General features: G+C 71.3%; 26 protein-coding genes and 1 pseudogene. 13 read left to right on the top strand and 14 right to left on the bottom strand.

From position 1 onward, the window contains the following. Positions 1–199: 199 nt before the first annotated feature. Positions 200–1,051, bottom strand: a complete 852-nt coding sequence (locus J1M44_RS05315) for a GIY-YIG nuclease family protein (RefSeq protein WP_144824461.1) — start codon at positions 1,049–1,051, stop codon at positions 200–202. 95 nt (positions 1,052–1,146) lie between these two features. Here J1M44_RS05315 and J1M44_RS11670 point away from each other — a divergent pair, with 95 nt between their 5' ends. The 5 genes from J1M44_RS11670 to J1M44_RS05290 are packed head-to-tail and all read left to right on the top strand — an operon-like array spanning position 1,147 to position 4,061. Beyond that, complete coding sequence (locus J1M44_RS11670; RefSeq protein ID WP_222120929.1) at positions 1,147–1,707, top strand: DUF6308 family protein; 561 nt, start codon at positions 1,147–1,149, stop codon at positions 1,705–1,707. Positions 1,708–1,749: 42 nt separating this feature from the next. Beyond that, positions 1,750–2,289: a GNAT family N-acetyltransferase gene (locus tag J1M44_RS05305; RefSeq protein ID WP_144824460.1), complete on the top strand. Its 540-nt coding sequence runs from the start codon at positions 1,750–1,752 to the stop codon at positions 2,287–2,289. 49 nt (positions 2,290–2,338) lie between these two features. Further along, entirely contained in the window at positions 2,339–2,482 is a 144-nt protein-coding gene (locus J1M44_RS05300) for a RidA family protein (protein ID WP_144824459.1), read from the top strand. Positions 2,483–2,520: 38 nt separating this feature from the next. Further along, on the top strand, positions 2,521–3,276 hold the full coding sequence (locus J1M44_RS05295; protein ID WP_144824458.1) for a class I SAM-dependent methyltransferase: 756 nt from the start codon (positions 2,521–2,523) through the stop codon (positions 3,274–3,276). Next, entirely contained in the window at positions 3,273–4,061 is a 789-nt protein-coding gene (locus tag J1M44_RS05290; RefSeq protein WP_144824457.1) for an alpha/beta fold hydrolase, read from the top strand. Before J1M44_RS05295 ends, J1M44_RS05290 begins: the two co-directional genes overlap by 4 nt. A 49-nt stretch (positions 4,062–4,110) precedes the next feature. Here the strand turns inward: J1M44_RS05290 and J1M44_RS05285 are convergent, their stop codons facing one another. Beyond that, positions 4,111–4,710: a DinB family protein gene (locus J1M44_RS05285; RefSeq protein ID WP_144824456.1), complete on the bottom strand. Its 600-nt coding sequence runs from the start codon at positions 4,708–4,710 to the stop codon at positions 4,111–4,113. Positions 4,711–4,788: 78 nt separating this feature from the next. Then, entirely contained in the window at positions 4,789–5,631 is an 843-nt protein-coding gene (locus J1M44_RS05280) for a sel1 repeat family protein (RefSeq protein ID WP_144824455.1), read from the bottom strand. A gap of 91 nt (positions 5,632–5,722) precedes the next feature. Between J1M44_RS05280 and J1M44_RS05275 the strand changes: the two genes are divergently transcribed. Continuing rightward, positions 5,723–6,391, top strand: coding sequence for a DUF6308 family protein (locus J1M44_RS05275; protein ID WP_144824454.1), 669 nt, complete (start codon positions 5,723–5,725; stop codon positions 6,389–6,391). A 63-nt stretch (positions 6,392–6,454) separates the two neighbouring features. Here the strand turns inward: J1M44_RS05275 and J1M44_RS05270 are convergent, their stop codons facing one another. The 4 genes from J1M44_RS05270 to J1M44_RS05255 all read right to left on the bottom strand — a co-directional run bounded on the left by J1M44_RS05270 (position 6,455) and on the right by J1M44_RS05255 (position 12,299). Next, positions 6,455–7,207 carry a metal-dependent hydrolase gene (locus J1M44_RS05270; RefSeq protein WP_144824453.1) on the bottom strand — a complete coding sequence of 251 codons (753 nt, stop codon included), beginning with the start codon at positions 7,205–7,207 and terminating at the stop codon, positions 6,455–6,457. Positions 7,208–7,556: 349 nt separating this feature from the next. Further along, positions 7,557–9,251, bottom strand: a complete 1,695-nt coding sequence (locus J1M44_RS05265; protein ID WP_144824452.1) for an ATP-binding protein — start codon at positions 9,249–9,251, stop codon at positions 7,557–7,559. A 150-nt stretch (positions 9,252–9,401) separates the two neighbouring features. After that, positions 9,402–10,790 (bottom strand): replicative DNA helicase, encoded by a 1,389-nt coding sequence (gene dnaB, locus J1M44_RS05260; protein WP_390895754.1) that lies wholly within the window; start codon positions 10,788–10,790, stop codon positions 9,402–9,404. 582 nt (positions 10,791–11,372) lie between these two features. After that, positions 11,373–12,299, bottom strand: coding sequence for a LysR substrate-binding domain-containing protein (locus J1M44_RS05255; protein WP_144824451.1), 927 nt, complete (start codon positions 12,297–12,299; stop codon positions 11,373–11,375). A 245-nt stretch (positions 12,300–12,544) separates the two neighbouring features. Here J1M44_RS05255 and J1M44_RS05250 point away from each other — a divergent pair, with 245 nt between their 5' ends. Beyond that, positions 12,545–13,621, top strand: coding sequence for a CoA transferase (locus tag J1M44_RS05250; protein ID WP_241252823.1), 1,077 nt, complete (start codon positions 12,545–12,547; stop codon positions 13,619–13,621). 25 nt (positions 13,622–13,646) lie between these two features. Next, positions 13,647–14,873 carry an acyl-CoA dehydrogenase family protein gene (locus J1M44_RS05245; protein WP_144824449.1) on the top strand — a complete coding sequence of 409 codons (1,227 nt, stop codon included), beginning with the start codon at positions 13,647–13,649 and terminating at the stop codon, positions 14,871–14,873. Between the two features lie 15 nt (positions 14,874–14,888). Here J1M44_RS05245 and rimK read toward each other — a convergent pair whose 3' ends face one another. Continuing rightward, positions 14,889–16,124 carry a 30S ribosomal protein S6--L-glutamate ligase gene (gene rimK / locus J1M44_RS05240; protein ID WP_206480716.1) on the bottom strand — a complete coding sequence of 412 codons (1,236 nt, stop codon included), beginning with the start codon at positions 16,122–16,124 and terminating at the stop codon, positions 14,889–14,891. 27 nt (positions 16,125–16,151) lie between these two features. Between rimK and J1M44_RS05235 the strand changes: the two genes are divergently transcribed. From J1M44_RS05235 to J1M44_RS05220, 4 genes are all read left to right on the top strand, one after another. After that, a complete protein-coding gene (locus J1M44_RS05235) occupies positions 16,152–16,682 on the top strand; it encodes a putative ATP-dependent zinc protease (RefSeq protein WP_144824447.1) in 531 nt (176 codons plus the stop codon). Then, entirely contained in the window at positions 16,679–17,794 is a 1,116-nt protein-coding gene (locus J1M44_RS05230) for a succinylglutamate desuccinylase/aspartoacylase domain-containing protein (protein ID WP_144824446.1), read from the top strand. Before J1M44_RS05235 ends, J1M44_RS05230 begins: the two co-directional genes overlap by 4 nt. Further along, a complete protein-coding gene (locus J1M44_RS05225; RefSeq protein WP_144824445.1) occupies positions 17,791–19,056 on the top strand; it encodes a DUF418 domain-containing protein in 1,266 nt (421 codons plus the stop codon). Before J1M44_RS05230 ends, J1M44_RS05225 begins: the two co-directional genes overlap by 4 nt. Positions 19,057–19,231: 175 nt before the next feature. Further along, a complete protein-coding gene (locus J1M44_RS05220; protein ID WP_144824444.1) occupies positions 19,232–19,975 on the top strand; it encodes an MBL fold metallo-hydrolase in 744 nt (247 codons plus the stop codon). Positions 19,976–19,989: 14 nt separating this feature from the next. On the opposite strand, the gene J1M44_RS05215 is transcribed toward J1M44_RS05220, so the two are convergent. Beyond that, the gene (locus tag J1M44_RS05215; protein WP_241252822.1) at positions 19,990–21,213 is read right to left on the bottom strand and encodes an MFS transporter; all 1,224 of its coding nucleotides are present in this window, start codon (positions 21,211–21,213) and stop codon (positions 19,990–19,992) included. A 135-nt stretch (positions 21,214–21,348) separates the two neighbouring features. Here J1M44_RS05215 and J1M44_RS05210 point away from each other — a divergent pair, with 135 nt between their 5' ends. Next, on the top strand, positions 21,349–22,224 hold the full coding sequence (locus J1M44_RS05210; RefSeq protein ID WP_144824442.1) for a DUF3800 domain-containing protein: 876 nt from the start codon (positions 21,349–21,351) through the stop codon (positions 22,222–22,224). 208 nt (positions 22,225–22,432) lie between these two features. Here J1M44_RS05210 and rplI read toward each other — a convergent pair whose 3' ends face one another. The 5 genes and pseudogenes from rplI to J1M44_RS05185 form a co-directional block, all read right to left on the bottom strand. Further along, a complete protein-coding gene (rplI, locus tag J1M44_RS05205; protein ID WP_002857787.1) occupies positions 22,433–22,894 on the bottom strand; it encodes a 50S ribosomal protein L9 in 462 nt (153 codons plus the stop codon). A 28-nt stretch (positions 22,895–22,922) separates the two neighbouring features. After that, positions 22,923–23,162, bottom strand: a complete 240-nt coding sequence (gene rpsR / locus J1M44_RS05200) for a 30S ribosomal protein S18 (protein ID WP_002857788.1) — start codon at positions 23,160–23,162, stop codon at positions 22,923–22,925. Positions 23,163–23,392: 230 nt separating this feature from the next. Next, on the bottom strand, positions 23,393–23,986 hold the full coding sequence (locus tag J1M44_RS05195; RefSeq protein WP_144824441.1) for a single-stranded DNA-binding protein: 594 nt from the start codon (positions 23,984–23,986) through the stop codon (positions 23,393–23,395). Positions 23,987–24,118: 132 nt separating this feature from the next. After that, positions 24,119–24,424: a 30S ribosomal protein S6 gene (gene rpsF, locus J1M44_RS05190; protein WP_002857790.1), complete on the bottom strand. Its 306-nt coding sequence runs from the start codon at positions 24,422–24,424 to the stop codon at positions 24,119–24,121. A 153-nt stretch (positions 24,425–24,577) separates the two neighbouring features. Continuing rightward, positions 24,578–24,704 (bottom strand): annotated as a pseudogene (locus tag J1M44_RS05185) (IS5/IS1182 family transposase); the annotation flags it as partial.

Here is a 24,704-nt window from a genome sequence, read left to right as displayed (position 1 = left end):
GCCCCGTGGTGCGTCTTCGCGAGCATGGCCGCTCGGGCGGTTTGCAGATGCCCCGTGTGCTCGTGGGTGGTCACATTCGAGGAACTCAGCGGTGGCTGCAGTGCCTGGATGGCGCACTTGTCCTCCTCTCCGAGGCTCGGCGCGGGCAGTCCATCCCCCGTCTGCCCTTCGCCCACTCCCCCAGGACGCCGAAGTCCGTTCAGTTCCGGTTCAGTCCGAACCGGCGCGTCATCAGAGCCTCCTTGTAGTGCTTCTCCGCGGCGTCGATCTGGGCCTGCGGGGTATTGGAGCCGAACACGCGCAACAAGCTGAACGTGTACCGCTCCGGCTGGGTGGGATCGAGCTCCAGGGCATCCCGGAGGGCGACGTTCCCGCCATGCCCGTCACGGGCGTAGGCCTCCCACCGGCCGAGCACACCACGCTCACCGTCGGCCTTGCCGACATAGCACTGGCCCGCGGTCTCGTCGGCGATCAGGTAGATCCCGCGTACGGCCTCCAGGGCAGTGCGCCAGCCGGCATAGCGGGTCTCGGTCACCATTGACTGCAGGTCCCCGTAGCTGAGCAGCACGTGGTCGAAGCCGGGGAACGCCTCGGTGGTGGGGTCGGCGATCTCCAGGACGGGGAACCGCGCCGCCAGGGGGCCGCGCTTGGCCCAGTTCACGGGGTCTGCGGACCACTCCACCACCAGGCGCTCCTCGAGGGAGGCCAGCAGCGGCACCGGCGCAACGTCGTAGTACCGGTACCGCTCCGTGCGCTCAGCCACGGCTTCCCCGCGGTTCTCGTACACGGCGGTGAGGCGAGAACGACGCCCGCCCTCCCCCATGAAGATCAGCCAGTGGCGGGCGGGCTCCTTCGGGAACTTCCCCACGTGGTGCTGCTCCCGCGTGTAGGCGAGCACGCGCTCCGGCGTGGCTGCCGCCCGCGATGGCAGCCCCGATGCCTTATAGGTGTGGCGGATGGCCAGGACGTCGTGCGGGTCGAGGCTGGCGGCCGCTAGGACGGCCCCGAGGGTCAGGACGAAGGGCTCGGGGACGGGCTGGGTGGACTCCATGGGACGCCATTCTGCCGAGGATCCCTGATCACCCTTCCGCTGCGATGAGCCGACAGCCACAATCACCGTGACGCCTTCTATTGGGTGAGGAAACCATGACCGCACCTCAGCTGCACCTGCCCCGCACTGTCTTCTCCGATCAGACTGAGCGTGCCGTCGACCTCCTCGGCCACTACTTCACATCCCGCACGTTCATCGGCAGCCAGTGGGACGGGTTCGACCCGAGCGGGACGCGCGCAGCATCTGCGAACGTGTTCACCTCCGACGACGTCGCCTCCGCCGCGCGGCTGAACACGCCAGTGCCAGGTCGTGCCGTCGTGCATCTACTCATCACCCAGAGCGAGCGCTTCTCGGAGCTGCTCAGGGCCGTCGGGCCTGACCGCGACTTCATTGACGTCGACCCGGACCCGTCCGGCAAGGACATGGCGCCGCTGTGGCTGGTGGAGTCGCTCACCCCTGCAGGCCCCGAGACCCTGCCCGTGCTCCACCTCTCGGCGGGGCGGGTGGAGGACCTGCGCGCCCGGTTCCCGTTCTGCGGGTGCGATGCGTGCGACGACGGCTCGGACCGCCTGCTCGACGAGCTCGACGACGCGATCACCCGCGTCATCGCTGACACCGAGTCGACCGCGCACCGGCTCTGGTTCGGGGAGCGCTGACGCCGGGACGCGCCCCGCCGCCCGCCCCTCTACGCTCAGTCCATGACCGTCACCCTCGTCCGCCTCGACCTCGCCGGCCCGGACCGCGAGGCGCTCGTCGCCCTCCTCAGCGAGAACGCGTGGCCGTTCCACCTGGACCCGCGCCCCACGCGGCGGCAGGCGGAGGAGGCCGTCGACGCCGGCGCCTGGGGCGACGAGGACCACGCCGCCTACTGGATCGACGACGACGCCCACGGCCGGGTCGGCGTCGTGCGGCTCGAGGACCTCACCGACCCGACGCCGCTGTTCGACCTGCGCGTGGCCGAACCCTTCCGGGGCCTGGGCCTGGGCGCGGAGATCCTCACCTCCCTCACACGGCTCGTGTTCGAGACCATGCCGGCCGTGGACCGGTTCGAGGGCCAGACCCGCGAGGACAACCTCCCCATGCTCCGCACGTTCCGCCGCGCCGGCTGGGTGAAGGAGGCCCACTACCGGCGCGGCTGGCCGGTCGAGGGCGGGGAGCCCCTGGCCTCCGTGGCCTACGCGATCCTGCGGCAGGACTGGGAGGACGGCACGGTGACGCCGGTGCCGTGGGAGGACTGAGACCCGGGAGCCGCTCCCCCTCAGCCTGCAGTGGGACTAGGTTCGCTCCATGAGCATCGACTCGCCCCGTCACCACTTCAGCGACCGCCTGTTCGCCTCGGACGCCCCGTTCCCGGCGCGCGTCACCCTCCAGGTGCCGGGCCTGCCCCTGGGCGCCCGCTTCCAGATCGACGCCGTGGCCGAGGCCGCATGACCGCCCGGCACGTCACGGACCCCGCCCAGGATCAGCCCATGACCCCCTCCCCCGCCGAGACGAACCTCGCCACCTATGACGACACCCGGCTCGCCGCCCTCTACGACCACGACAACCCGCCCGGGGAGGACCACGCCTTCTTCCGGCAGGTCGCGGACGAGGCCAGCGCGACGCGCATCGTGGACCTCGGCTGCGGCACCGGATCGCTGACCGTCACGCTCGCGGGCGAGGGGCGCACCGTCGTCGGGATCGACCCGGCCGAGGCCATGCTGCGGGTGGCGCTCACCCGGCCCGGCGGGGACGCCGTCGAGTGGCGGCACGGCACCGCCGAGCTGATCGCTCCGGCGTCCGCGGACGTCGTGGTGATGAGCGGGAACGTGGCGATGCACCTGATTGGCCAGGACTGGCACTGCGCCCCACGCCGCATCGCCGCCGGCCTGGTGCCGGGCGGGCGCCTCGTTTTCGAGACCCGCAACCCCGTCCTGCGGGCATGGGAGGGATGGAACCAGGGGCCCACGGAGCGCACGACGCCGGTCGGGCCGGTGGTCGAGACCGAGTCGACGACGCCGCCGGACGCGGACGGGGTGGTGCTCATGCGGTGCCGCACCGTGTTCGCGGAGGACGGCGCGGCGGTGGACCTCGACCAGCACCTGCAGTTCCGCTCCGAGGAGCGGGTGCGCGCCGACCTGGCGGCGGCGGGGCTGCGCGTGGAGCGCCTCTCCCGCGACTGGCACCGCACCCCGTTCGACGCCGCCACGGACCGGCTGATGGTGGTGGAGGCGCGGAAGAAATGAGGAACGCCGATGCAGACGCCACGGTGACGCTGAACGGCGTGGACCTTCAGGTCATCGACAGCGGCGGGGATCTCCCCACGGTGATGCTCCTCCACGGGCTGGCCGGTCACGCGGAAGAGTGGGACGAGGTGGCCCGGTGCCTGACGGCCCGGCATCGGGTCATCGCCTTCGACCAGCGCGGCCAGGGCAGGAGCACCCGCCGGCCGGCGGACCTCAGCCGGCAGGCGCACGTGGACGACGTCGTCGGGGTGGCTCATGCGCGCGGTGTCCAGCGCCTGGTGCTCGTCGGGCAGTCGATGGGTGCACACACCGCCCTGCTCACTGCTGCGCAGCACCCGGACCTCGTGGAGCGCCTCGTCCTCATCGAGGGTGGGGTCGGCGGGGAGGGCGCGTCTGCGACCGCGGAAGTGATCGACTGGTTCACGCAGTGGCCGACCCCGTTCCCCTCCCGGCGGGACGCGGCCGCGTACTTCGGTGGCGGTGCGGCCGGTTTGGCGTGGTCAGCCGGCCTGGAGGACGACGCCGACGGCTTCCGTCCTCGGTTCGATGTGGACGTGCTGCAGGAGGCCCTGGCCGCGGTGCATGCACAGGCACGGTGGCAGGAATGGCAGTCCATCACCTGCCCCGTGACCCTCGTCCGGGGTTCGAGAGGATCCATGCCTCAGCAGGAGCTGGAGCGCATGACTGCCGTTCGCCCGGAGGCGCGGATCGTGGAGGTGGCGGGAGCTGGCCACGACGTGCACCTCGCCTGCCCGGAGGCGGTGGCCGCGGCGATCCTCGGATGAGGCGCGCCCCGCGAGGTGCTCGAAGGCACCCCGACAACACGGGCTTGTGTCACACCGCTGTTCCCTCACCGAGGCGGCGAGTCGTCGCGTGGGTGGCGATCCACTCCAGCTTCTCCACATGCGCCGCCCACCGGGCGTCGTCCCAGGCGGGCAGGTTGTTGCCGGGGCCGCGCAGTCCGGCCTGGCCGTCGATCTGCTCGCGCAGGATGTCGGCGTGGCCGGCATGCCGCGCCTCGTCGAGGGCGACGTGAGCGATGATCTGCAGCAGGGTCACCGTCGCCACCTCGGGCGGCCACCACGGCACGCGCCCCTCGGCGTCGGCGTCGAGCGCCTCGATGGTCGCGTCGGCGTAGGCGAAGCAGGCCCGCGCGTACTCCAGCACCTCGTCCAGGGACTCCTCCGCGGCGGCATAGAGGTCGGCGTTCGGGTCCTCGTCGCTCACCCCCGGCGGCAGCTCCGAGGGCCGGTCGAACACCTCGCCGAAGTAGCCGAGCTCGGTCGCCGCGGCGTGCTTGAGCAGCCCCAGGAGATTGGTCCCGGTGGGGGTGCGTGGCCGCCGCAGCTCCTGCTCCGGCAGCCCGTCGAGCTTGGCGAACAGGGCCGCGCGCTGGCGGCGCAGGCCCTCGTGGAGGAGCGTCTTGTGGTCCATGGGCCGAGTCTGCGCGGTCTTGTCCGGGCGCGCACGCCCCCGGATCCCGGCGGGGAGGACGCCGTGGGCAGCAGGCCTTCACCGCGAGGACGTGGCCTCACCTTCCTGGGGGAAGGGATGGTGGGTGTGCTCGCGCATCTCGCTCATGGTGAGCTGGAGGGTGTATTCGTGGCGCTTGACGCGGGTGCAGCCCCACCGCACCTGATGTGAGCAGTGGACGTCGACGGGGTCATGCAACGGCCGGGGTGGCTGTGGGGCCGGCGGGAACCGATATCCGCGAGGGAGACCCAGGTCGTCGACGACGACGCGGGGCCTGCCCGAGCCGCCCCCGGCCAACCGCCACAGCCAGGCATCCTCCTGGAATCCGTTCGCGTCCAGCCGGTCAGCGACCAGGACCATGGCGTCAACGTCACCCGCCAGGGCAGCGCGGTGGAGCCAGTGCTCATGGCTGATCCAGTCCTCTTCGAACAGCGCCAGGGTGTACAGCAATCGCATGGCGTTGTTCTCACCCCGCTTGGCGGCTCGGTACCACCAGGCACGGGCCCCCTCGCTGTCGCCGAAACAGGCGAGGTCGATGCCCACGTCGAGGAAGTCCTGACCGGCGGCCGCTGCTCCATCGACGAGGGCAGCGGCCACCAGTGCGCGCCCCTGCTCCTCGTCGCCCTCGGAGATCAACAGCCTCCCGAGACGCGCCATGGCGACGACGCCGCCCACTGCCGCGGCCTTCTCCAGCCACACGCGTTCGACGTCGTGATGCCCCTCCTCGTGGTGGAGAAGGGCGAGGTTGGCCATGTGCGTCGGCTCGCCCTGACGGGCTTGGCGGAAGACCTCCGCCTCATCGAGTGCGAAGCCCACCGAGAAGGGCCTGGATCGTTCCACCTCGGCCCTCCCCGCCTCCTGCGGATCAGTGGTGCAGCTCATAGAGTGCAGAGTAGGGCTGGCGACGGACACGATTATCGGGCCAGGCCTGCCTCACGGCCGCCTATCGAATATCGCCTCGAAGGAGTTCCTCATGCCCGCCCCCACCCTTCACCTCCCGGCCTGCCTTCGACACGGCGACGACAAGACCGCTGTCCGCCTCCTGAGCACGTATTTCGAGGGTAGGACCACTCAGGGCGTACCGGGGACGTTCATCGGCGCGCAGTGGGACGGGTTCGATCCGAGCGGAACGCGCGACTCCCACCCCGACCACTTCACCGCGGACGACATCGCATCTGCCGCCCTCCTGAGCACTCCTTTGCAGGGCCGCGCCGTCGTCGAACTGCTGTCCGACGGCGGCGGCCGATTCTCCGCCCAGCTCAAGCAGATCGATCAAGGGAGGGCGTTCATCGACCTGGTGGACCGTCCCGAGGAGATGGACCTGCTGCTGGGGATCTACGAGGAGCTCAAGACAGTCTCCGGGGTGGGGCGCACGCGCGCGTCCAAGCTGCTGGCCCGCAAGCGTCCGCACGCGTTCCCCGTGGTGGACAAGGTGCTCCGAGACACGGTCTTCCGGGAGTACCGCAGGGACGGCCACGCCGCTCGGCACGCCCTGCTCAAGGCCTTCGCAGCGGATGACCGACTCCTCTGGGACAGGCTGAAGTCCTGGCATGAAATGGCGAAGCTCCCCGCCGACGTCAGCATCCTCCGCGTCTTCGACGTGGTCGCGTGGATGGACGCCAAGGGCTACACCGCGGCCTGAGCGGCTCCGGAAGAGTCACGCGGGCTGATCGGTCGTGGCCGATGGCTGTGGGCACCTATTCCCTCACAGCAACGCCGCCACGGAGCGCGACGCGGGCGGCACCAGATGCACGGCGCGCACCACGGTGAACGCGGTGAGGACGGAGACGAACAGCCATTCGCGCCAGGACCCGGTGGCGCCGAGCAGGGGGAGGCTGAACCGCCCGGACGAGCTCCAGAGCGGGGTGCGGACCGGCGGCGCGGGGCGCAGCGGCCACAGCAGCGGCACGCCGACGGCGGTGAGCGCGTCCCCGAGGATGTGCGCGCTCACGCCGATCGCCACGGACGCCGGGATCCACCAGAGCCCGTCGCCGAGCACCGTGCCCAGCACTGCGACGACGGCACCCAGCGCCCACGCGGACACCACGCCGCGCCGGGGCAGGAGGCGCAGGGCCTTCGCGGCCGTGGCCACGAGGAACGCTGCGATGATCCCCTGCCCCGGCGCGTAGGTGTGGCCGGCCAGGCTCACCTGGGGGATGGCGGCGACGACGGCCAGGGCAGTGAACGCCGCGATCCCCAGGAGCGAGTGGGTTCCCTGCCGGTGGCCGCCCGAGGCGGCGCTGACCCCGCGGGAGATCCACCCCGTCACGGGGGGCACGGCGTGGGCGACGGAGGCTCGGGGGTGGTCCCAGTCGCTGATCAGGGCCGCCCCGGCGGTGGTGAGTGCACCGAGCAGCTGCAGTTCGGCGGGCAGGTGCAGCGCCTCCACCGACGAGTGCCAGCCGGTCAGCGCCAGCCACGCGGCCGCGCCGGTGGCGGCGTGGGACGGACCCATCATGGTGAACGGCCTCCTGGGGGAAGAGCTTGAGGCGGTGGCACACGCCGCCGCGCGAAGCCGTCACCCTCCCAGGCGGGGCGGACACGTTAACTGCGAGGAGCCGCTCGGCTCAGTCGTCGTCCACCGAATGGAACCGAATGGATCTGTTCGGAGAGGAGCCGTTTCTTCGCCTTCTTCTCCAGCCCCATCGGAGAGCAGCCTCAACGAAGTCCGCTCCAAGGGACTGGATCGACGGCTGAGAATCCACCATGTGGACCATTGGTGAGCACGTGAAGACCACGTGACTGGCCTATATCAAGGGGCGCCCACGCGCAGACGCCTCCCCATCGAGAACGGGCGCTGAGTCTTGCTACTGCGGCAACGCATAGCGCCGATTCCGACTCGTCGGCGGTGCCGTCGCCAAGACAACGCCCCTGTCGATCAGCCCCCGCAGCACAGGCCGCAGGGAGGTGACTGCCCGTCCGGTGGCCGCGGCGAGGTCATGCACGCTCACGCTCTCCTGAGCAGTCCTGGCCAGGGCCTCCACGACATCCCGCTCCGCCTCCGTGAGACCTGGTTCGTCGGCCCACAGGGCGAAGGCGTCGACGCTGGTTTCCCGCATCAGGCCCTTGGACGCCAGGCCGTGAAGGAGCGCGCGGATCTCGTCCGAATCCACACCCAACAACTGCCGAAGGTCAGGGACGCTCACCCCTCCCTCCCGCCGGGCGATCAGGAGAACGGCTTCCTCCTGCTCGCTGAGCTCCTCACTGCTCAGATCCTGCAGCCATTGACGCAGCGCCGGGATCTCCACGCCGTGGCGGCGCAGCGTGATCAGGAGCTGGTCAGGCCGTGCCACGAAGGACGGCCGCTCCAGAGCGTGGGCCGTCATCTGGTTGACCATCATGCGCACCCCACCGCCCTGGCCCTCCACGGTGAAACCCGCGGCCTCGTGGTGGGGCACGTGCTGCAGCATCTGCATGAGGGCCTTGTTGCGGCACATGGATCTGCCGTCGTCCAGGTTGTCCACGGTCTTGCCGCCCCACAGGCCACCCGGGCTCGCGATCTCCACTCGGTCTGGATAGATGTCCACCGCTACCGGCTCACCCTGGAAGAGGTCCGCGTACTCGCGGTGCACCACGGCGTTCGCGACAGCCTCACGGAGCACCTCCTCCGGGATCTCCAGATGCTCGATCCGACCACCGCCCTCCACCGTGGCATAGCGCTGAAGATGCCGGGCCGTCGTGGCGACGGCGCTCTGGACCACCTCCGGCAGTGCCCCCTCGCACTGGTGGCGATCTGTGAAGCGGATCCGCCCGCCGCCGGCCGCTTTCGTCACGCCAGGATGGACGGTCACATCCACCAGCAGACGAGGGAAGAACTGCTGCGGGTACATTCCCAGACTGAGCAGTCCCGCGAGCGTGACCTCGCCGTCGCTCGTGAGCACGTTCAACCGTCGCAGCCGAGCGTGCCGATCCTCCGCGCCCCGGAGTGCGACTGAACCCGCACGGCGGTCCAGGAGGGCTTCGATCTGGGCCTCATCAAGATCTGACAGTGACGCCCCCGGGACCGGAGAGAGGTCCACCGAGGACTGCGTCAAAGCATGGCGCAACTCGTAGATCTCCGTGCTGGACAGGCGACGGTCCTTGTCGTCCACCCGCTTGTAGCTGCCCCGCTCGATTCCGGCCGCGCTCAGCCAGCACGGCTTTCGCGAGAGTTCATTCTCGGCGACGTCGATGACCACCACCGGTCGGCCTTCTACTTCGGCCCTGTTGACGGTGAACAGCGGTGGGTTGGCGAGCCGTGAGCCCTGCTCGCCCTCGCCCATGCCTGAGACGAACTGGTCGATGACGCGCTGGGGGTCGAACCCATCTGCCGGCACGAATCCGCCGGCCTCAGCCAGGCCGAGGAGGATCCGTCCGCCCCGGGTGTTCGCGAACGCACTGACGGTCTCCCACACGTCCTTGGGCAGGCCCCCGGCCGCGGCCTTCGCTTCGCACAGAGCATCGTCGGAGCCTTGCCGCCGGAGGCGGAGGACGTCGCGCATCACGCTCTCGTCGATCGACACGGGCACCTCGTTCCATCCGTCAGAATACGATCACTCTACACAGTGAGGGTTCACTTTGCCGAGTGACGGCGTCACTTTGCTCACTGATGGGAGGGTGGAACTCAGTGACGCTTGCTCCGCGGGCGCGTCAACGCCTCGTTACGCACCCGCTCAGAACCCGCCGGGCCCGCCGCCGTCGGCCGCCAGGTTCGAGAACCGCGAGTAGTGCCCCTGGAACCCCACCACAATGGTCTTCGTGGGCCCGTTCCTGTGCTTGGCCACGATCAGGTCGGCCTCACCGGCGCGCGGGGACTCCTTGTCGTACACGTCCTCGCGGTGGAGCAGGATCACCATGTCCGCGTCCTGCTCGATCGAACCAGACTCGCGCAGGTCGGACACCTGCGGCCGCTTGTCCGTGCGCTGCTCTGACCCACGGTTCAACTGGCTCAGCGCGATCACCGGCACGTCGAGCTCCTTGGCCAGCAGCTTGAGGGCACGGGAGAACTCGGCCACCTCCTGCTGACGGGACTCGACCTTCTTGCCCGAGCTCATGAGCTGCAGGTAGTCCAGCACCACCATCTTGAGGTTGTTCTTCTGCTTGAGGCGCCGGCACTTGGCGCGGATCTCCATCATGGTCATGTTCGGGGAGTCGTCGATGAAGAACGGCGCCTCGTTCAGCCGCCCCACGGTCGCGGCGATCTTGGACCACTGGTCGTCCCGGATGGTGCCCTTGCGCAGGTCCTGCAGCGCAATCGTCGCCTCGGCGCTCAAGAGCCTCATGGCGATCTCGTTCTTGCCCATCTCGAGGCTGAAGAACACGGTGGCCATGTTGTGGTGGATGGCCGCGGCCCGCGCGAAGTCCAGCGCGAGCGTGGACTTTCCAACAGCGGGGCGCGCCGCGATCACGATCATCTGCCCGCCGTGCAGGCCCTGCGTCAGCTCGTCGAAGTCGTAGAAGTCGGTGGGGACGCCCGTCAGGCCCTCCCCCTGGTTGCCGGCCGCCTCGATCTCGTCGACGGCGTGCTCCATGATCTCCGCGAGGCGCACGTAGTCCTCGGACTGGCGGTTCTCCGCCACCTTGTAGATCTCGGACTGCGCCTCGTTGACGATCTCCTCGACCTCGCCGTCGCCCTGATACCCCAGCTGGGTGATCTTGGTGCCGGCGGTCACGAGGCGCCGCAGGACGGCCTTCTCCGCCACGATCTCCGCGTAGAAGCTCGCATTGGCGGCGGTGGGCACGGACTGGATGAGCTCGTGCAGCACGGCGGGGCCGCCCACGCGGCTGAGCTCCTGGCGCTTGTTCAGCAGGTCCGCCACGGTGACGGCGTCCGCGGGCTCGCCGCGGCCGTAGAGGTCGATGATCGCCTCGTAGATCATCTCGTGGCTCGGCCGGTAGAAGTCGTGGCCGCGCAGCAGCTCCACCACGTCCGCGATCGCGTCCTTGGAGAGCATCATGCCGCCCAGCACCGAGCGCTCCGCCTCCAGGTCCTGGGGCGGCAGGAAGCGTTCAGAGGAACGGCCGCCGTCGTAGGAGCCCGAGTCTCCGTAGTTCTCAGTCAACGTCCGGAGACTCCCTTCCCACAGCCCGCACGACGGCGGCCCTCGCCGGTCTTCCCGGCCCTGATTCCTCTGTTGTCACCGCCCGTGCCGCCGCACCCTCCTGCAGGCGGACGGTGCGACGGTCCCCGGGGCGACGGTCTGAGCGGATGCGCGCCTGTCAGTGGTCACCTGCGGCCAATACCCGCCCTCGCGTTGGGGATACCACGCGACACTACGCGCGCCGTGGAGGCTGGGCAACCGCGTTTCCCACAGGCCTTGTGGACAACGTGTGGATTCGGCGGCGTGTCGTGTGGATCGCCTGGGGACCGCTCTGGGGACAACCGTTCAGCCACTCCCAGAATCCGGCTCTGACCTGGGACGATGCAATCCCCAGGGCTGTGGAGGAAGATTCTCCACTCCCCTTTCGGCCCCGTCGATCCAACTTGACAGCACCCTCGTTTGCGCCCTCATCACACCGCCTGGTACACGCCTATCCACACCGTCGTCCACACCCTCCACATCTGTGGACAACTCCTGTGGACAAGGTGCCCGGATCTGGGGACGGCGGAGTTGACAGCGTCCACGCGCGGCCCGCGTCGCAGGTCAGCGCGGCCTCTCCGGGCTGTCCTGGCCGTCGTCGTCGCCACCGAACAAGGCCGCCGCGATGGCCACCACGCGCGCGACGGCGGGGTCTCCGCGGCCGGCCCGCCAGATCAGCTGCACGTCCAACGGCGGCCCGGCATCCTCCAGTTCAGCCCAGCCGACGGCCTCGCCTCGGATGTTCTCCCGCACCGAGTCCACGGTCAGGGCCAGCCCGACGCCGGCGTCGACGAGCACCACCTGGGACCAGGAGTCGGGGGCCTGCTGCACGATGCGCGGCACGAAGCCGGCCGCCTGGGCGAGCGTGGGCAGCCGGGCACCCAGCGCGGAGGCGGGCCCGCCGGGGATGGTGATCCAGCGGTCCTCGGCGAGGTCCGCGAGCGCCACCGTCGCGTCGCCCCACAGCCGGTGTCCCGGAGGCAGGGCGACCACGAGGCGCTCCTGGGCGAGCACCAGCGCGTCGACGGCGGGCGGCACGTAGTCCCACCGGCCGAGGCAGAGATCGAGCTCCCCCTCCAGCACCCGTTCGAGCCCCTGCGGCGAGAAGTGGGCGCTCTCCAACTCGAGCCGCAGCCCGGGCGCCCGCGACTGCACCTCACGGGCGAGTCGCGCCACGGGCCGGATGGCCGACGCGCTCGCGAAACCGAGACGCACCCGCCCCGTCTCCCCCGCGAGCGCACCGCGCACGGCCTCCCCCGCCCGCTCGACGGCGTGCACCAGGTCCTCGGCCACGGGCACGAGCGCCTCCCCGGCGGGCGTCAGCGCCACCTTCCGCGTCGTCCGGTCGAACAGGGCCGCGCCGAGGGTTCGCTCGAGCCCTTGCACGAGCCGGCTCAGCGCGGGCTGCGTCAGGTTCACCCGGTGGGCCGCCCGCCCGAAGTGCAGCTCTTCGGCGACGGCCAGGAACGCCCGCGCGTGGTGGACCTCCACGTGTGCTCCTCTCCCGGCCGCCCCGGGCCGCTCCGCACCGATGTTTCCGGCACATCAGTGACCCCCGCAAGAGTCATTGGACGGAATGAAAGCACGGTGCTTGGGTGGAAGGCATCATCGTGTCGTCCGCCACAGTGAGGAGTCCGCCGTGCCCCCGGCCACCACCCCCCTCCCCGGCCTCGCTCCCCCTCGACGGCGTCCTCGTCGCCGACTTCTCCCGCGTCCTCGCCGGCCCGCTCGCCACCATGACCCTGGCGGACCTCGGGGCGCGCGTCATCAAGGTGGAGCACCCCGAGCGCGGCGACGACACCCGCGGCTGGGCCCCGCCCCGCTCGGCGACGGGCGCCACCTACTTCGAGTCCGTGAACCGCAACAAGCAGTCGGTCGGCTGGAACCTGAAGGACCCCGAGGACCAGCGGCGGGCCGCCGCCCTGGCCGCCCGGGCCGACGTCGTGGTCCACAACCTCAAGCCCGGCACCATGGAGCGCCTCGGCCTGGGCTACGACGACGTCGCGCGGGAGAACCCGTCCGTGGTCTACGCCGCCGTCTCCGGCTTCGGCGACCGCGAGGGCCGGGACCTGCCCGGCTACGACTTCATCGTCCAGGCCGCGGGCGGGCTCATGAGCATCACCGGCGAGCCGGACACCCCGATGAAGGCGGGCGTCGCCCTCGTGGACGTGCTCACGGCCAAGGACCTCACCGCCGGCGTGCTCGCCGCCCTGCTGCGCCGCGAGCGCACCGGGGAGGGCGCGCACCTGCGGCTGAACCTGCTCTCCTCGCTGCAGGGGGCGCTCGCCAACCAGGGCCAGGCATGGCTCGGCGCCGGCGTCGTCCCGCGGCGGATGGGCAACGACCACCCCTCGATCGCCCCCTATCAGCTGCTGGCGTGCCGGGACGCGCCGCTCGCCGTCGCCATCGGCAACGACGCGCAGTTCCGCACCTTCGCCGCGGCCCTCGGCGTCCCCGAGCTCGCCGAGGACCCGCGCTTCACCACGAACACGGACCGGGTCGAGCACCGCGAGGAGCTGCGCACCGCCCTGGAGGACGCGCTCTCCGCCGAGACGGCCGCCCACTGGCGGGACGTGCTGCAGGCCGAGCGACTCCCGGCCAGCCTCGTGTCCACCGTCGCCGAGGGCGTCGAGCTGGCCGAGTCCCTCGGCCTCGAGCCGACCGTCGAGGTCCAGGACCGCTCCGGCGCCCCGGCCGGCCGGCAGTTCCGCCACCCGGTGCAGTGGGACCCGCCCGTCGCGCACCCGCGCCACGCGCCGCCCGCGCTCGGCGCGGACACGGCGGCCGTCAACACCTGGCTCGACGCCCGCTGACCACCCCGCAGAGAGGACCCCCGCCATGACCACCCCGTTCCACGCCGAAGCCGACTCGTTCCTCGGCCGCGCCGACGTCGTCGGCCTGGACTCCCTGTTCTCCGCCGAGGAGAAGGCCGTCGCGCTCAAGGTGCGCGGTTTCGTGGACGAGCACATCCGCCCGCACATCGCCCGCTGGTACGACGACGCGGTGTTCCCCCGCGAGATCGTCCCCGAGCTGGGCCGTCTCGGCGTGCTCGGCATGCCCTACGAGGGCCACGGCATGCCCGGCCGTTCGGCGGTGGAGTACGGCCTCGCCGCGCAGGAGCTCGAGGCCGGTGACTCCGGCCTGCGCACCTTCGTCTCCGTGCAGGGCTCGCTCGCGATGGGCGCGATCCACAAGCACGGCTCCGAGGAGCAGAAGGCGCAGTGGCTGCCGCGCATGACCGCCGGCGAGGCGGTCGGCTGCTTCGGCCTCACCGAGCCGGGCGCCGGCTCGGACCCGGCCTCCATGACGACGACGGCCCGCCAGGAGCCCGGCGGCGACTGGGTGCTCGACGGGGTCAAGCGGTGGATCGGGCTGGCCACGCTGGCCGACGTCGCGATCATCTGGGCGCAGACCGGCGAGCCCGGCGACGGGCGCGGGGTGCGCGGCTTCGTGGTCCCCACGGACACCCCCGGCTTCCGCGCCGAGGCGATCACCCAGAAGCTGTCCATGCGGGCCTCGGTGCAGTGCGAGATCCACCTCGACGGCGTGCGTCTGCCCGCCTCCGCGATGCTGCCGGCCGACTCCGCCGTCGGGCTCAGGGGCCCCTTCCAGTGCCTCAACGAGGCCCGCTACGGGATCATCTGGGGCGCGATGGGCGCCGCCCGCGACTCCTTCGACGCCGTCCTCGACTACGCGATGCAGCGGCAGCAATTCGGGGTGCCGCTGGCCTCCCACCAGCTGACGCAGGCCAAGCTCGCGGACATGGCCGTGGCCATCGGCAAGGGCTACCTGCTGGCGCACCAGATCGGCCGCGCCAAGGACGCCGGCCCGCTCACCCCCGCCATGATCTCCGCCGGCAAGCTGGACAACTGCCGCGTGGCCATCGGCATCGCGCGGGAGGCCCGCGAGATGCTCGGCGGCAACGGCATCACCCTGGAGCACTCGCCGCTGCGGCACGCGAACAACCTCGAGTCCGTGCGCACCTACGAGGGCACGGACGAGGTCCACCAGCTCACGCTCGGTAGGCACCTCACGGGCATCGGCGCGTTCGCCCCGGCCCCCTGAGTCCCGCGCCCGGTCTCAGGCGTCGTCGGCGGGCGCCTCGGGCGCCGGGGCCTCCTCGGCGACGGACGCGAGGATCGGGGTGGCCGGCAGCCTCCGCACGCGCTTGGGGCGGCGGGCGCGGGCGGGGATGAGGGCGCGCATGTTCTCGGTCTTGCCGAAGCAGAGCAGCCGGTCGCCCTCCTCGAGGACCTTGCTGTCCGCGGGGTTGGGGAACACGGAGGTGCCGCGGTGCAGGGTGAGCACCTGCAGGTCCTTCGCGAGCAGCCCGGAGTCCTCGATGGACTGGCCCACCCAGCCGGAGCCGGCGTGCACGGTGATCTCACCGACCCCGTACCCGGTGGACACGGCCAGGCGCTGGCGCACGTCGATGTCCGGGAAGCCGGCCTGGTCCGCCACGTAGTCGATGATCGCGCCGGCCACGTCCAGGTCCGTGGCGGCCTCGATGCCCTGCAGCCCCGGGGAGGAGTTCACCTCCATGACCAGCGGGCCGTGCTCGCCCTCGAGCATGTCCACCCCGGCCACGCGCAGGCCCATGATGTGGGCCGCCCGCACGGCGGTCTCCGCGTATTCGGGCGAGAGCTCGACGCGCTCCACGGTGCCGCCGCGGTGCACGTTGGAGCGGAACTCGTCCCCCTGGGCCCGGCGGCGCATCGCGGCCACCACGCGGTCCCCCACCACGAGCGCGCGGATGTCCGTGCCCTTGGACTCCTCCACGAACCGCTGGATGAGCACCTGCTGGTTGGTGCCGTGCAGCGTCTCGATGATCGCCTCGGCCACCTTCTTGGTCGGCGCCAGGATCACGCCGATGCCCTGGGTGCCCTCGAGCAGCTTGATCACCACGGGCGCCCCGCCCACCATGTCGATCGCCGTGGAGACCTCGCCGCGGTTGCGCACGAACACGGTGGCGGGCATGTCGATCTCGTGGCGGGAGAGGATCTGCGTGGCCCGCAGCTTGTCCCGCGAGTTCATGATCCCGGCGGCCGTGTTGGGCGTGTAGACGTCCATCTGCTCGAACTGGCGCACCACGGCGGTGCCGAAGTAGGTCACCGAGTTGCCGATGCGCGGCAGCACGGCGTCGTAGCCGGAGAGGGGGCGGCCGCGGAACATCAGATCGGGCTCGTCCGAGCTGAGGTCGATGCCGAAGCGCAGGGTGTCCAGGACCTTCACCTGGTGGCCGCGCTCGAGCGCCGCGGTCTTGAGGCGCTGCGTCGAGTAGGCGCGCAGGGAACGGGAGAGGATGGCGAGCTTCATGACCGCTTTCCTGGGAGGATGAGGGGCGTGTCTGAATCTAAGCACACGGCCCCGGCCCCCCACGGCGTGCCCCCCACCGACGACGGCGCCGCTCGCCCGGGGCTGGTGGGCTGGCGCGAATGGGTCGGCCTGCCCGCCGCCCACACCCCCTGGATCAAGGCCAAGATCGACACCGGCGCCCGCACCTCGGCGCTCCACGCCTTCGGCATCGAGCGGTTCGCCCGCGACGGCGCCGCGTGGGTCCGGTTCGAGGTGCACCCGTGGCAGACCTCGGCCGCGGACGCGCGGACGGCCGAGCTGCCGGTGGCCGGTCTGCGCACGGTCCGCTCCTCGAACGGCGAGGCGCAGGAGCGCGTCGTCGTCGTGATGCCGCTGACCCTGGCCGGCCGCACGACCGAGGCGGAGGTGACCCTGACCCACCGGGACGAGATGGGCTTCCGCATGCTCGTGGGGCGCACCGCGCTGGCCGCCGGCGGCCTCCTCGTGGACCCCGCCGCCTCGTACGTGGGCGGGCAGCCGCCACGCGGCGTGCGCCGCCGGAACCGGGGACGCGCGTGAGCCGTCGCCCCGCCCGCGCCCCCTTCGCGTTCGGCGGGGTCGAGGTGCCGGCCGGCCGCCGCCACGAGCTGTCCCTGCCGATCTCCCAGCTCGTCACGGGCGCGGACGTCACCCTGCCCGTGCACGTGCTGCACGGCCGCGAGGACGGGCCCACCGTGTGGGTCTCCGCCGCGATCCACGGGGACGAGGTGGCCGGCGTCGAGATCATCCGCCGCGTCCTGGAGCGCCTGCAGCCCACGCACCTGCGCGGCACCCTGCTGGCCGTGCCCATCGTCAACGTGCTCGGCGTCATGGCCGGGGACCGCTATCTGCCGGACCGCCGCGACCTGAACCGCTCCTTCCCCGGCTCCGCCCGGGGCTCCCTGGCCTCACGCATCGCGCACCTGATGATGACCGAGGTGATCGGCCGCTGCACCGTGGGCATCGACCTGCACACCGGCGCGGACCGCCGCTCCAACCTGCCGCAGATCCGGTGCGACCTGGAGGACCCCCAGACCCGCGCGCTCGCCGAGGCGTTCGGCGCCCCCGTGCTCTTCCACGCCCGCCTGCGGGACGGCTCCCTGCGCGCTGCGGCCCGCGAGACCGGCGCCCGCGTGCTGCTCTACGAGGCCGGTGAGGCCTGGCGGTTCGACGAGTACGCGATCGCCCCCGGCGTGGACGGGGTCCTGCGCGTGCTCGCGGCCCTGGACATGGTGGATCCCGCCGACGTCGGGCTCACCGAGCCCGGGCCGGACGCCGTCGTCGACGCCCCCGGTCCGCTGCCCGGCGAGGTCCCCGAGGAGCGGACCACGGACGTGCCCGAGGCGACCGACGCCACCGGCGAGGACACCGCCGCCGTGCACCCCGACGTCGTCGACGGCGAGCAGGACGCCCCGTACCTGGTGTGGCAGTCCACGTGGGTGCGCGCCCGCGCGGACGGCCTCGTGCACCTGGACGTCGCGCTCGGCGAACGCGTGAGCGCCGGGGACCGCATCGGCGCGCTCTACAACTCGTTCGGCCGTCGCCTCGCGCACGTGAAGGCCGAGCTGACCGGCGTGGTCATCGGCCGCACCGAGGCACCCCTGGTGCACCGCGGCGACGCCCTCGTGCACATCGGTGGATGGGACGCATGAGCACCCCCACGACGACGGCGGCCCCCGGCCGCGCCCGCGCCCTCGCCCCGGACCTGGCCCGGGGCGTCATGCTGCTGCTGATCGCGCTGGCGAACGTGGCCTACTGGCTGCCGCTGCGCGGGATGCCCGTCGGCACCCACTCGGAGCCGGAGACCACCGTGGACGCCGTGGCCCAGGCCGTCATGCTGATGGCCGTGGACCAACGCGCTCTGCCGATGTTCGCCCTGCTGTTCGGGTATTCGATGGTCCAGTTCGGCCGCAGCCAACAGGCCCGGGGGCTGCCGTGGGAGGCGTTCCGCGCCACGCTGGACCGGCGGCACCTCGGTCTGGCGCTGCTCGGCCTGGCGCACACCGTGCTCCTGTGGTCCGGGGACATCCTGGGCGGCTACGCCGTGCTCGGCTTCGTGCTGACCTACGCGTTCTACCGCCGGACCGATCGCACCGTGCGGCTGTGGCGCAACGCGCTGGCGTGGGTGATGGCCGTGGTGGCCGGGCTCGTCGCGCTGTTCACGCCGCTCGTGATGTGGGCCCTGGCGATGGGGCGCGAGACGCTCCCCGGGGAGGGCCTGGACCTGGACGCGCTGATCCAGGAGTCCGCCCAGGAGGTCGGGCAGGCGTCGGACGCGTCCTGGCTCGTGGACCTGCCGGAGCGGCTGGCCGTGTGGCTCGGCGCCTCGATCACCATGCCGCTCGTGCTCACGGTGACCGTCCCCATGCTGACGGGTCTGCTGTGGGCCCGCCGCGGCCTCCTCGACCGCCCAGCGGAGCACCGGCGGGAGCTCACCCGCATCGCCGTCGTCGGCATCCCCGCGGCTTGGCTCGGCGGTCTCCCGCTGGCGCTCACGCCGCTGGGGGTGTGGCCCGACCCTGTCTCGCCGCTCCTCACGACGGGCGTGCACCTCGCCACCGGCGTGCTCGGCGGCCTCGGCTATGCGGCCCTGCTCGGACTGGTGGCTGCACGGCTGGAGGGGCGCGCGGGTGCCCTGCCCGCCCCGGCGCGAGCGCTGTCCGCGCTGGGACGCATGTCCCTGAGCGGTTACCTGCTTCTGACCGCGCTCATGGCCCCGCTGCTGGCCGGCTGGGGCGTCGGCCTCGGCCGGGACCTGGGCACAGCGGCCTCCCTCGGCGTCGCCGCCGCGGCGTGGCTCGTGGCCCTGGCGCTCGCCGTGGTCCTGGACCGGGCAGGCCGGCGCGGCCCCGCCGAGCTGCTGCTGCGCCGGATCACGCACGGGCCGCGGCGAGCCCCGACGCCCGCGCTCTGACCCCGGGCTGCGCCGCAGGGCGAGCCGGGGATGCGGGGCGTCGTCGTCGGCCGGCGCGGGACGCTGAGCCCTATCGCGGCCACGTGCGCCGATGCTCCACTGGGGGTCTGAACCGCCCGCCGAGGCCCTCGCCGGGCCGGCGGTGCGACCCGCCCACCGTCCTGGAGGTTCCGTCATGACCGCCCGTCCCGTCGCCCCCGGCATCCACCTCGTCCAGCACGCGAACGTGAACTGCTATCTCATCGAGGACACGGACGGGCTGACCCTCGTGGACGCGGGCCTGCCCGCCGTGTGGCGCCCGCTGGGGCACGCCGTGCGCGCGCTCGGGCGTCGCCCGGAGGACATCAAGGCCCTCGTGCTCACGCACGCGCACTTCGACCACGTCGGCGCCGCGCGTCGCCTCGTGGAGCGGCTGGGGGTTCCGGTGTACGCCCACCGCGCCGAGCACGACCTCGCCGCCCATCCCTACTCCTACGCGCACGAGAACCCGCGCGCGCTCTACCCGCTCCGCCACCCGGCCGCGCTGCCGATCCTGGGCTCGATGGTGGCCGCCGGGGTGTTCGCGGTGAAGGGCGTCAGGGCGACGGCCGAGCTCACCCCGGGGGAGACGGTGCCCGTCCCCGGGCGCCCCGTGGTGGTGCCGAGCCCGGGCCACACGCACGGCCACTGCGCCCTGTACCTGCCGGACCGGGACGTCCTCATCTCCGGCGACGCCCTCGTCACCCTGGACCCCTACACCGGTCGCCGCGGCCCGCGCATCATCGCCGGGGCCGCGACCGCCGACAGCGGCCTCGCCCTGCGCTCGCTGGACGCCCTCGCCGCGACGGGAGCCGGCACGGTCCTGCCCGGTCACGGCGAGCCGTGGCACAGCGGCGTCGCGAGCGCCGTCGAGGAGGCGCGCCGGCACGGGCCCGCCTGAGCGCGCCGCCCCGCTCAGGCCGGGGACGGGCGCCGGGCGATGGCCCGGCCGCCGTGCACGAGCCGGTAGTAGAGCAGCAGCGCCACCCCGACGCCGCCGGAGAGCAGGTACATCACCGGGATCCCGACGGCGGCCGCCACCGCGCCGAGCACCATGGGGCCGAGGCCGGTGCCGAGGTCCAGGAGCAGGAAGAACGTGCCCGTGGCGACGCCGATCTCGGTGGGCCGGACCACCTTGATCGCGATGGTCTGGAACACGCTCACCACGGGCCCGTAGGTCAGCCCCAGCAGGGCGCCGGCCGCGAGCATGCCCGCCGGCTCCCGCCACAGCGCCAGCACCGCGTAGGAGACGGCCATGCCCGCGAGGATCGGGTAGACGACGGCGTTGTCCCCGTGCCGGTCGTGCAGCACGCCCAGGACGGCGCGGCCCACGATGGTGCCCGCGGCGAAGAGCAGGAAGAACAGGCTCGGCACCATCGCCGGGTAGCCCTGCTGCTGCGCGAACGTGGCCATGAACGCGAGGATGCCGCCGTACATGAACCCGGAGGCCAGGGCCACGCCCGCCGCCGGCGCCACCTCCGCGGAGAACACGTCCGCCCGGTGCAGCCGGAACCGGCCCGTCAGCGGCGGCTCGGGCACGCGCAGGAACAGGGCGATCAGCAGGGCCATGCCCGTGAAGCCGATGCACGCCCGGAACAGGGCGTCGTAGCCGAGGGCCGTGCTCAGCTGCAGGGCCACCATCGGCCCGACGGCGCCCGCGAGCGTCATGGACGTGGAGAACCAGCCGGTGCCCTCGGAGCGGCGCACGGGCGGGACGATCCGCTGCACGGCCGTGGCCAGCACGGTGCCGGCCGCGCCGAAGCACATGCCGTTGAGCAGGCGTACCGCGGTCAGTGCGGCCAGGGAGTCCGCCCAGAGGTACGCCGCCGTCGTGAGGACGTAGCAGGCCAAGGCGACGAGCAGGACCCGCCGCCGCCCCCACGCGAAGGTGGCGGGCGTCGTCGTCATGCGGGTGAGGACCGCGCCCAGCACGAACGCCCCCACCACGACGCCGGCCTCTGCGTCCGACGCGCCGAAGGACGTGACGGCGTAGAGCGCCATCGCGGTCATGAGCGTGTAGAAGATCATCGCCACGAACAGGTAGGTGGCGCTGACGAGGATGAACGGGCGCGTCCACAGCGGCGGGCGCGGGGCCGCCGTCGAGCCGGCGGGGTCGGAGGGCGGTGGGGCGGAGGGCATGACCTCCATGTTCCCCCACGGCACGAGGCCCCGAAGAGAATCCGGCCTGAGGTTCGCGCAGGGGACTACTAGATCACTGATCGCCACATGCTCCGGATCGGATGGGATGATGTGCAGACGGAATGAGGAGGGTATGTGCGAGTCTATTACTTCGACGACTCCGGCGACCGCAGTGGGGATCCCACGAAGCCCTACTTCGCGCTCGGAGGGTTCGGCATCGAGGCTGCCCGGGTCCCGGAGCTGGGCAGCAAGATCCGCGCCGTGGCGGAGCGTTACGGCATGCCGCTGGGGCATCCCGTCGAGTTGAAGTTCAATCAGGTCGGGCGAAGCAAGGACAACAAGCCGCGCAAGCCGCATTGGATGATCCGCGCTGGGCTGACGGACCCGAATGAACGTCGCGCGTTCGTGTACTCGGCACTGCGTGAGGCAGCTCAAGTGCCCTCCGTCGAATTCCTGTGCGTTGTCGTAGACCAGAGGCAATTGCGCGAGGAGGCTCACCCACTCAAGGAGGCCCTCACCCCCCTCCTCGAGCGCATTCAAATGAACGCAAAGAAGCACGCGACGCATGCGTTGGTCCTCATGGACGAGGAACAGGCCGATGACAAGGCATTACGGGAGGTGATGCGGAATGGGTCCGAGTTCCTGAAATATGACCGGATCCTAGACACCATCGCCTTCATCCCATCCGAAGAGAGCATCGGAATTCAGGTCGCTGACTTGGCGGCGGGCGCGATCTCCCGCTACTTCAACTCAAACGACCCCGGGTATGTCCGAACGTTCCTGCGCAGCACGGCCTGCTCTCCGTCCGGAGATCCCAATGGATATGGGGTCAAGGTTTATCCCTTCGGGCGTTTCGCCGGGCCCGCCCGGCGATCTGCACCTTGGGGCAGCGTTGACCGCGAGATCCATCAGATCGAGTTTGCTCGGTATCCCGGAGCGACATTGGGGTGGCGAAATGACGGCGTGCCAACGTTCGTCTGGCGACACGACTGGGACAGCGGTCTCGACTGAATCTGCGCGAAAAAGAAACCGGGGGCTCCCTATCGAGAGCCACGGGGCGTTGCGAACCCCTCCCGGTCGTCAGTTCAGTGTATAGGACACCGAACAGTTGGCACCACCCTATCGCGCCCTACACACGATGATGCCCCGCCGTTCGAGTGGAACGGGCGGGGCATCATCGGGCGGATGACGCGTACTCGACGCGTTCAGAAGCGGATGATCACTTCTTGGCCTTGGCGGCCACGACCTGCAGCTGGACGGTCGCGATGACGTCCTCGTGCAGGCGGACCTGGGCCTCGTGGTTGCCCACGGACTTGATGTGCGCCGGCAGGGTGATCGAGCGCTTGTCCACGGAGCCGAGGCCGGCGGCCTCGATCGCCTCGGCGACGTCGGCGGTCTGGACGGCGCCGAACAGGCGGCCCTCCGCACCGGCGGTGCGCTCGAGCTTCACGGTGGCGGACTGGAGCTGGGCGGCCTGGGCCTGCGCGTCCTCCAGGTTCGCCACGGCGCGGGCCGCGCGGGCCTTCTGCAGGGACTCGACCTGCTTCTCCCCGCCCTTGGTCCACACGGTGGCGAAACCGCGCGGGAGCAGGTAGTTGCGGGCGTACCCGTTCTTGACCTCGACCACGTCACCGGAGGTGCCGAGACCGGCCACTTCCTGGGTCAGGATGAGCTTTGCCATCTGGGTGTTCCTTCCTTCGCTCGCTCGATCAGCCGCGGCCGGCGCCGGCGTAGGGCAGCAGGGCCACCTCGCGGGCGTTCTTGACGGCCTGGGCGATCTTGCGCTGCTCCTGGACGGTCACGCCGGTCACGCGACGGGCACGGATCTTCCCGCGGTCGGAGATGAACTTGCGCAGCAGGGCCACGTCCTTGTAGTCGATCTCGGTGATCTTGGCGGCCTTGAGCGGGTTGGACTTCGGTTTGGGCTTGCGGAGTTCAGCCTTCGCCATCGTGGTGCTCCTTCAGAGTTGTCTGGAGCCCGCAGAACGGTTCTGCGGGATGGGATCACGCGGTGTCCCGTGCGGGGCACGGGGCCGTGTGCGGTGCGGCCCGGCGGTGCCGGGTCGCGGGTGGGATGGGCCGCCGGGGCGGCCCTCCGGGCGAGATGCGCCCGGACGGAGAGGTCCGTGGTGTTCCGTGTCCGTCGCGGCCGTGGGGGCCGCGCCCGGTCAGTGCAGGATCAGAACGGGGGCTCGTTGGAGGACGGGGTGTCCCATCCACCGCCACCGCCGCCGCCGGACCAGGGGTCCTGCGGTGCGGCCTGGCCGCCGCCCTGCTGCTGGCCGCCCCAGCCGCCGCCCTGCTGGGCGCCGCCGAAGCCGCCGTCGCTGTTCCCCCCGAAGCCGCCGCCGGCCGGGGCGCCGCCGAAGCCGCCTCCCTGCTGGCCGCCGCCACCGCCGCCACCGCCGCGCTGGGCGCGGGTGACCTTGGCCGTGGCGAACCGCAACGCCGGGCCGACCTCGTCCACGTCCAGCTCCCAGCTGGTGCGACGGTTGCCGTCCCGGTCGTCGTAGGAGCGCGCCCTGAGGCGACCCTGTACGATCACGCGCATGCCCTTGGTCAGCGACTCCGCCACGTTCTCCGCGGCCTCGCGCCAGACCGAGCAGCGCAGGAACAGCGCTTCGCCGTCCTTCCACTCGTTGGTCTGACGGTCGAACGTGCGGGGCGTGGACGCGACGGTGAAGTTCGCGACGGCCGCGCCGTTCGGGGTGAAGCGCAGCTCCGGGTCGGCGGTGAGGTTGCCGACCACGGTGATGACGGTCTCGCCTGCCATGGTCACTCCTGTCTTCGGGGGTTCTGCCGGTCAGTGACCGGATCCGGGGATCCGGGACTGCTCAGCGGGGTTCCGGTGGGGGCGTCGGGGACTGATCCGATGCTCTCAGACCCTCCGGACACGGTACGAGGATCACTCAGCGGTGATCTTCTGCTCCTCCGGACGGATGATCTTGGTGCGCAGGATCGTCTCGTTGAGGTTCAGCAGACGGTCCAGCTCCTGGGTGGCGGCCGGCTCCGACTGGAAGTTGACGACCACGTAGATGGCCTCGGACTTCTTCTGGATCTCGTAGGCGGTCTTGCGGCGACCCCACACGTCGATGTTGTCGACGGTGCCGCCGGCGTTCGTGACGACCTCGAGGTACTTCTTCAGGGTCGGCTCCACGGTGCGCTCGTCGACCTCAGGGTCGATCAGCACCATCAGCTCATAAGCACGCATGCGAACCCACCTCCTCTGGGCTTGCGGCCGCGGTCTCTCCGCGGCAGGAGGTTCTGCGTTCTCCCCTTACGCATGCATCCGCACTCTTCGGCGGCACGCAGGGGATCCCGTCAAGAATACCAGCACTGCGCCTCCGCAGATGAGGTGCCACCCCTAGGGCATGTCTGACAATCGTTTTGACCATGCGAGCACAGCATTCAGCACCACAGCGGCCCTGTAGATGATCGCGTACTTGTCATACCGGGTCGCCAGACCCCGCCACTGCTTCAGGTGAGCGTAC

The organism is Micrococcus sp. KRD128 (assembly GCF_017168395.1).
Classification (GTDB): Bacteria; Actinomycetota; Actinomycetes; order Actinomycetales; family Micrococcaceae; genus Micrococcus; species Micrococcus luteus.
The sequence above is the reverse complement of the archived record's forward strand: the minus strand, read 5'-3'. Positions and strand labels throughout refer to the sequence as shown.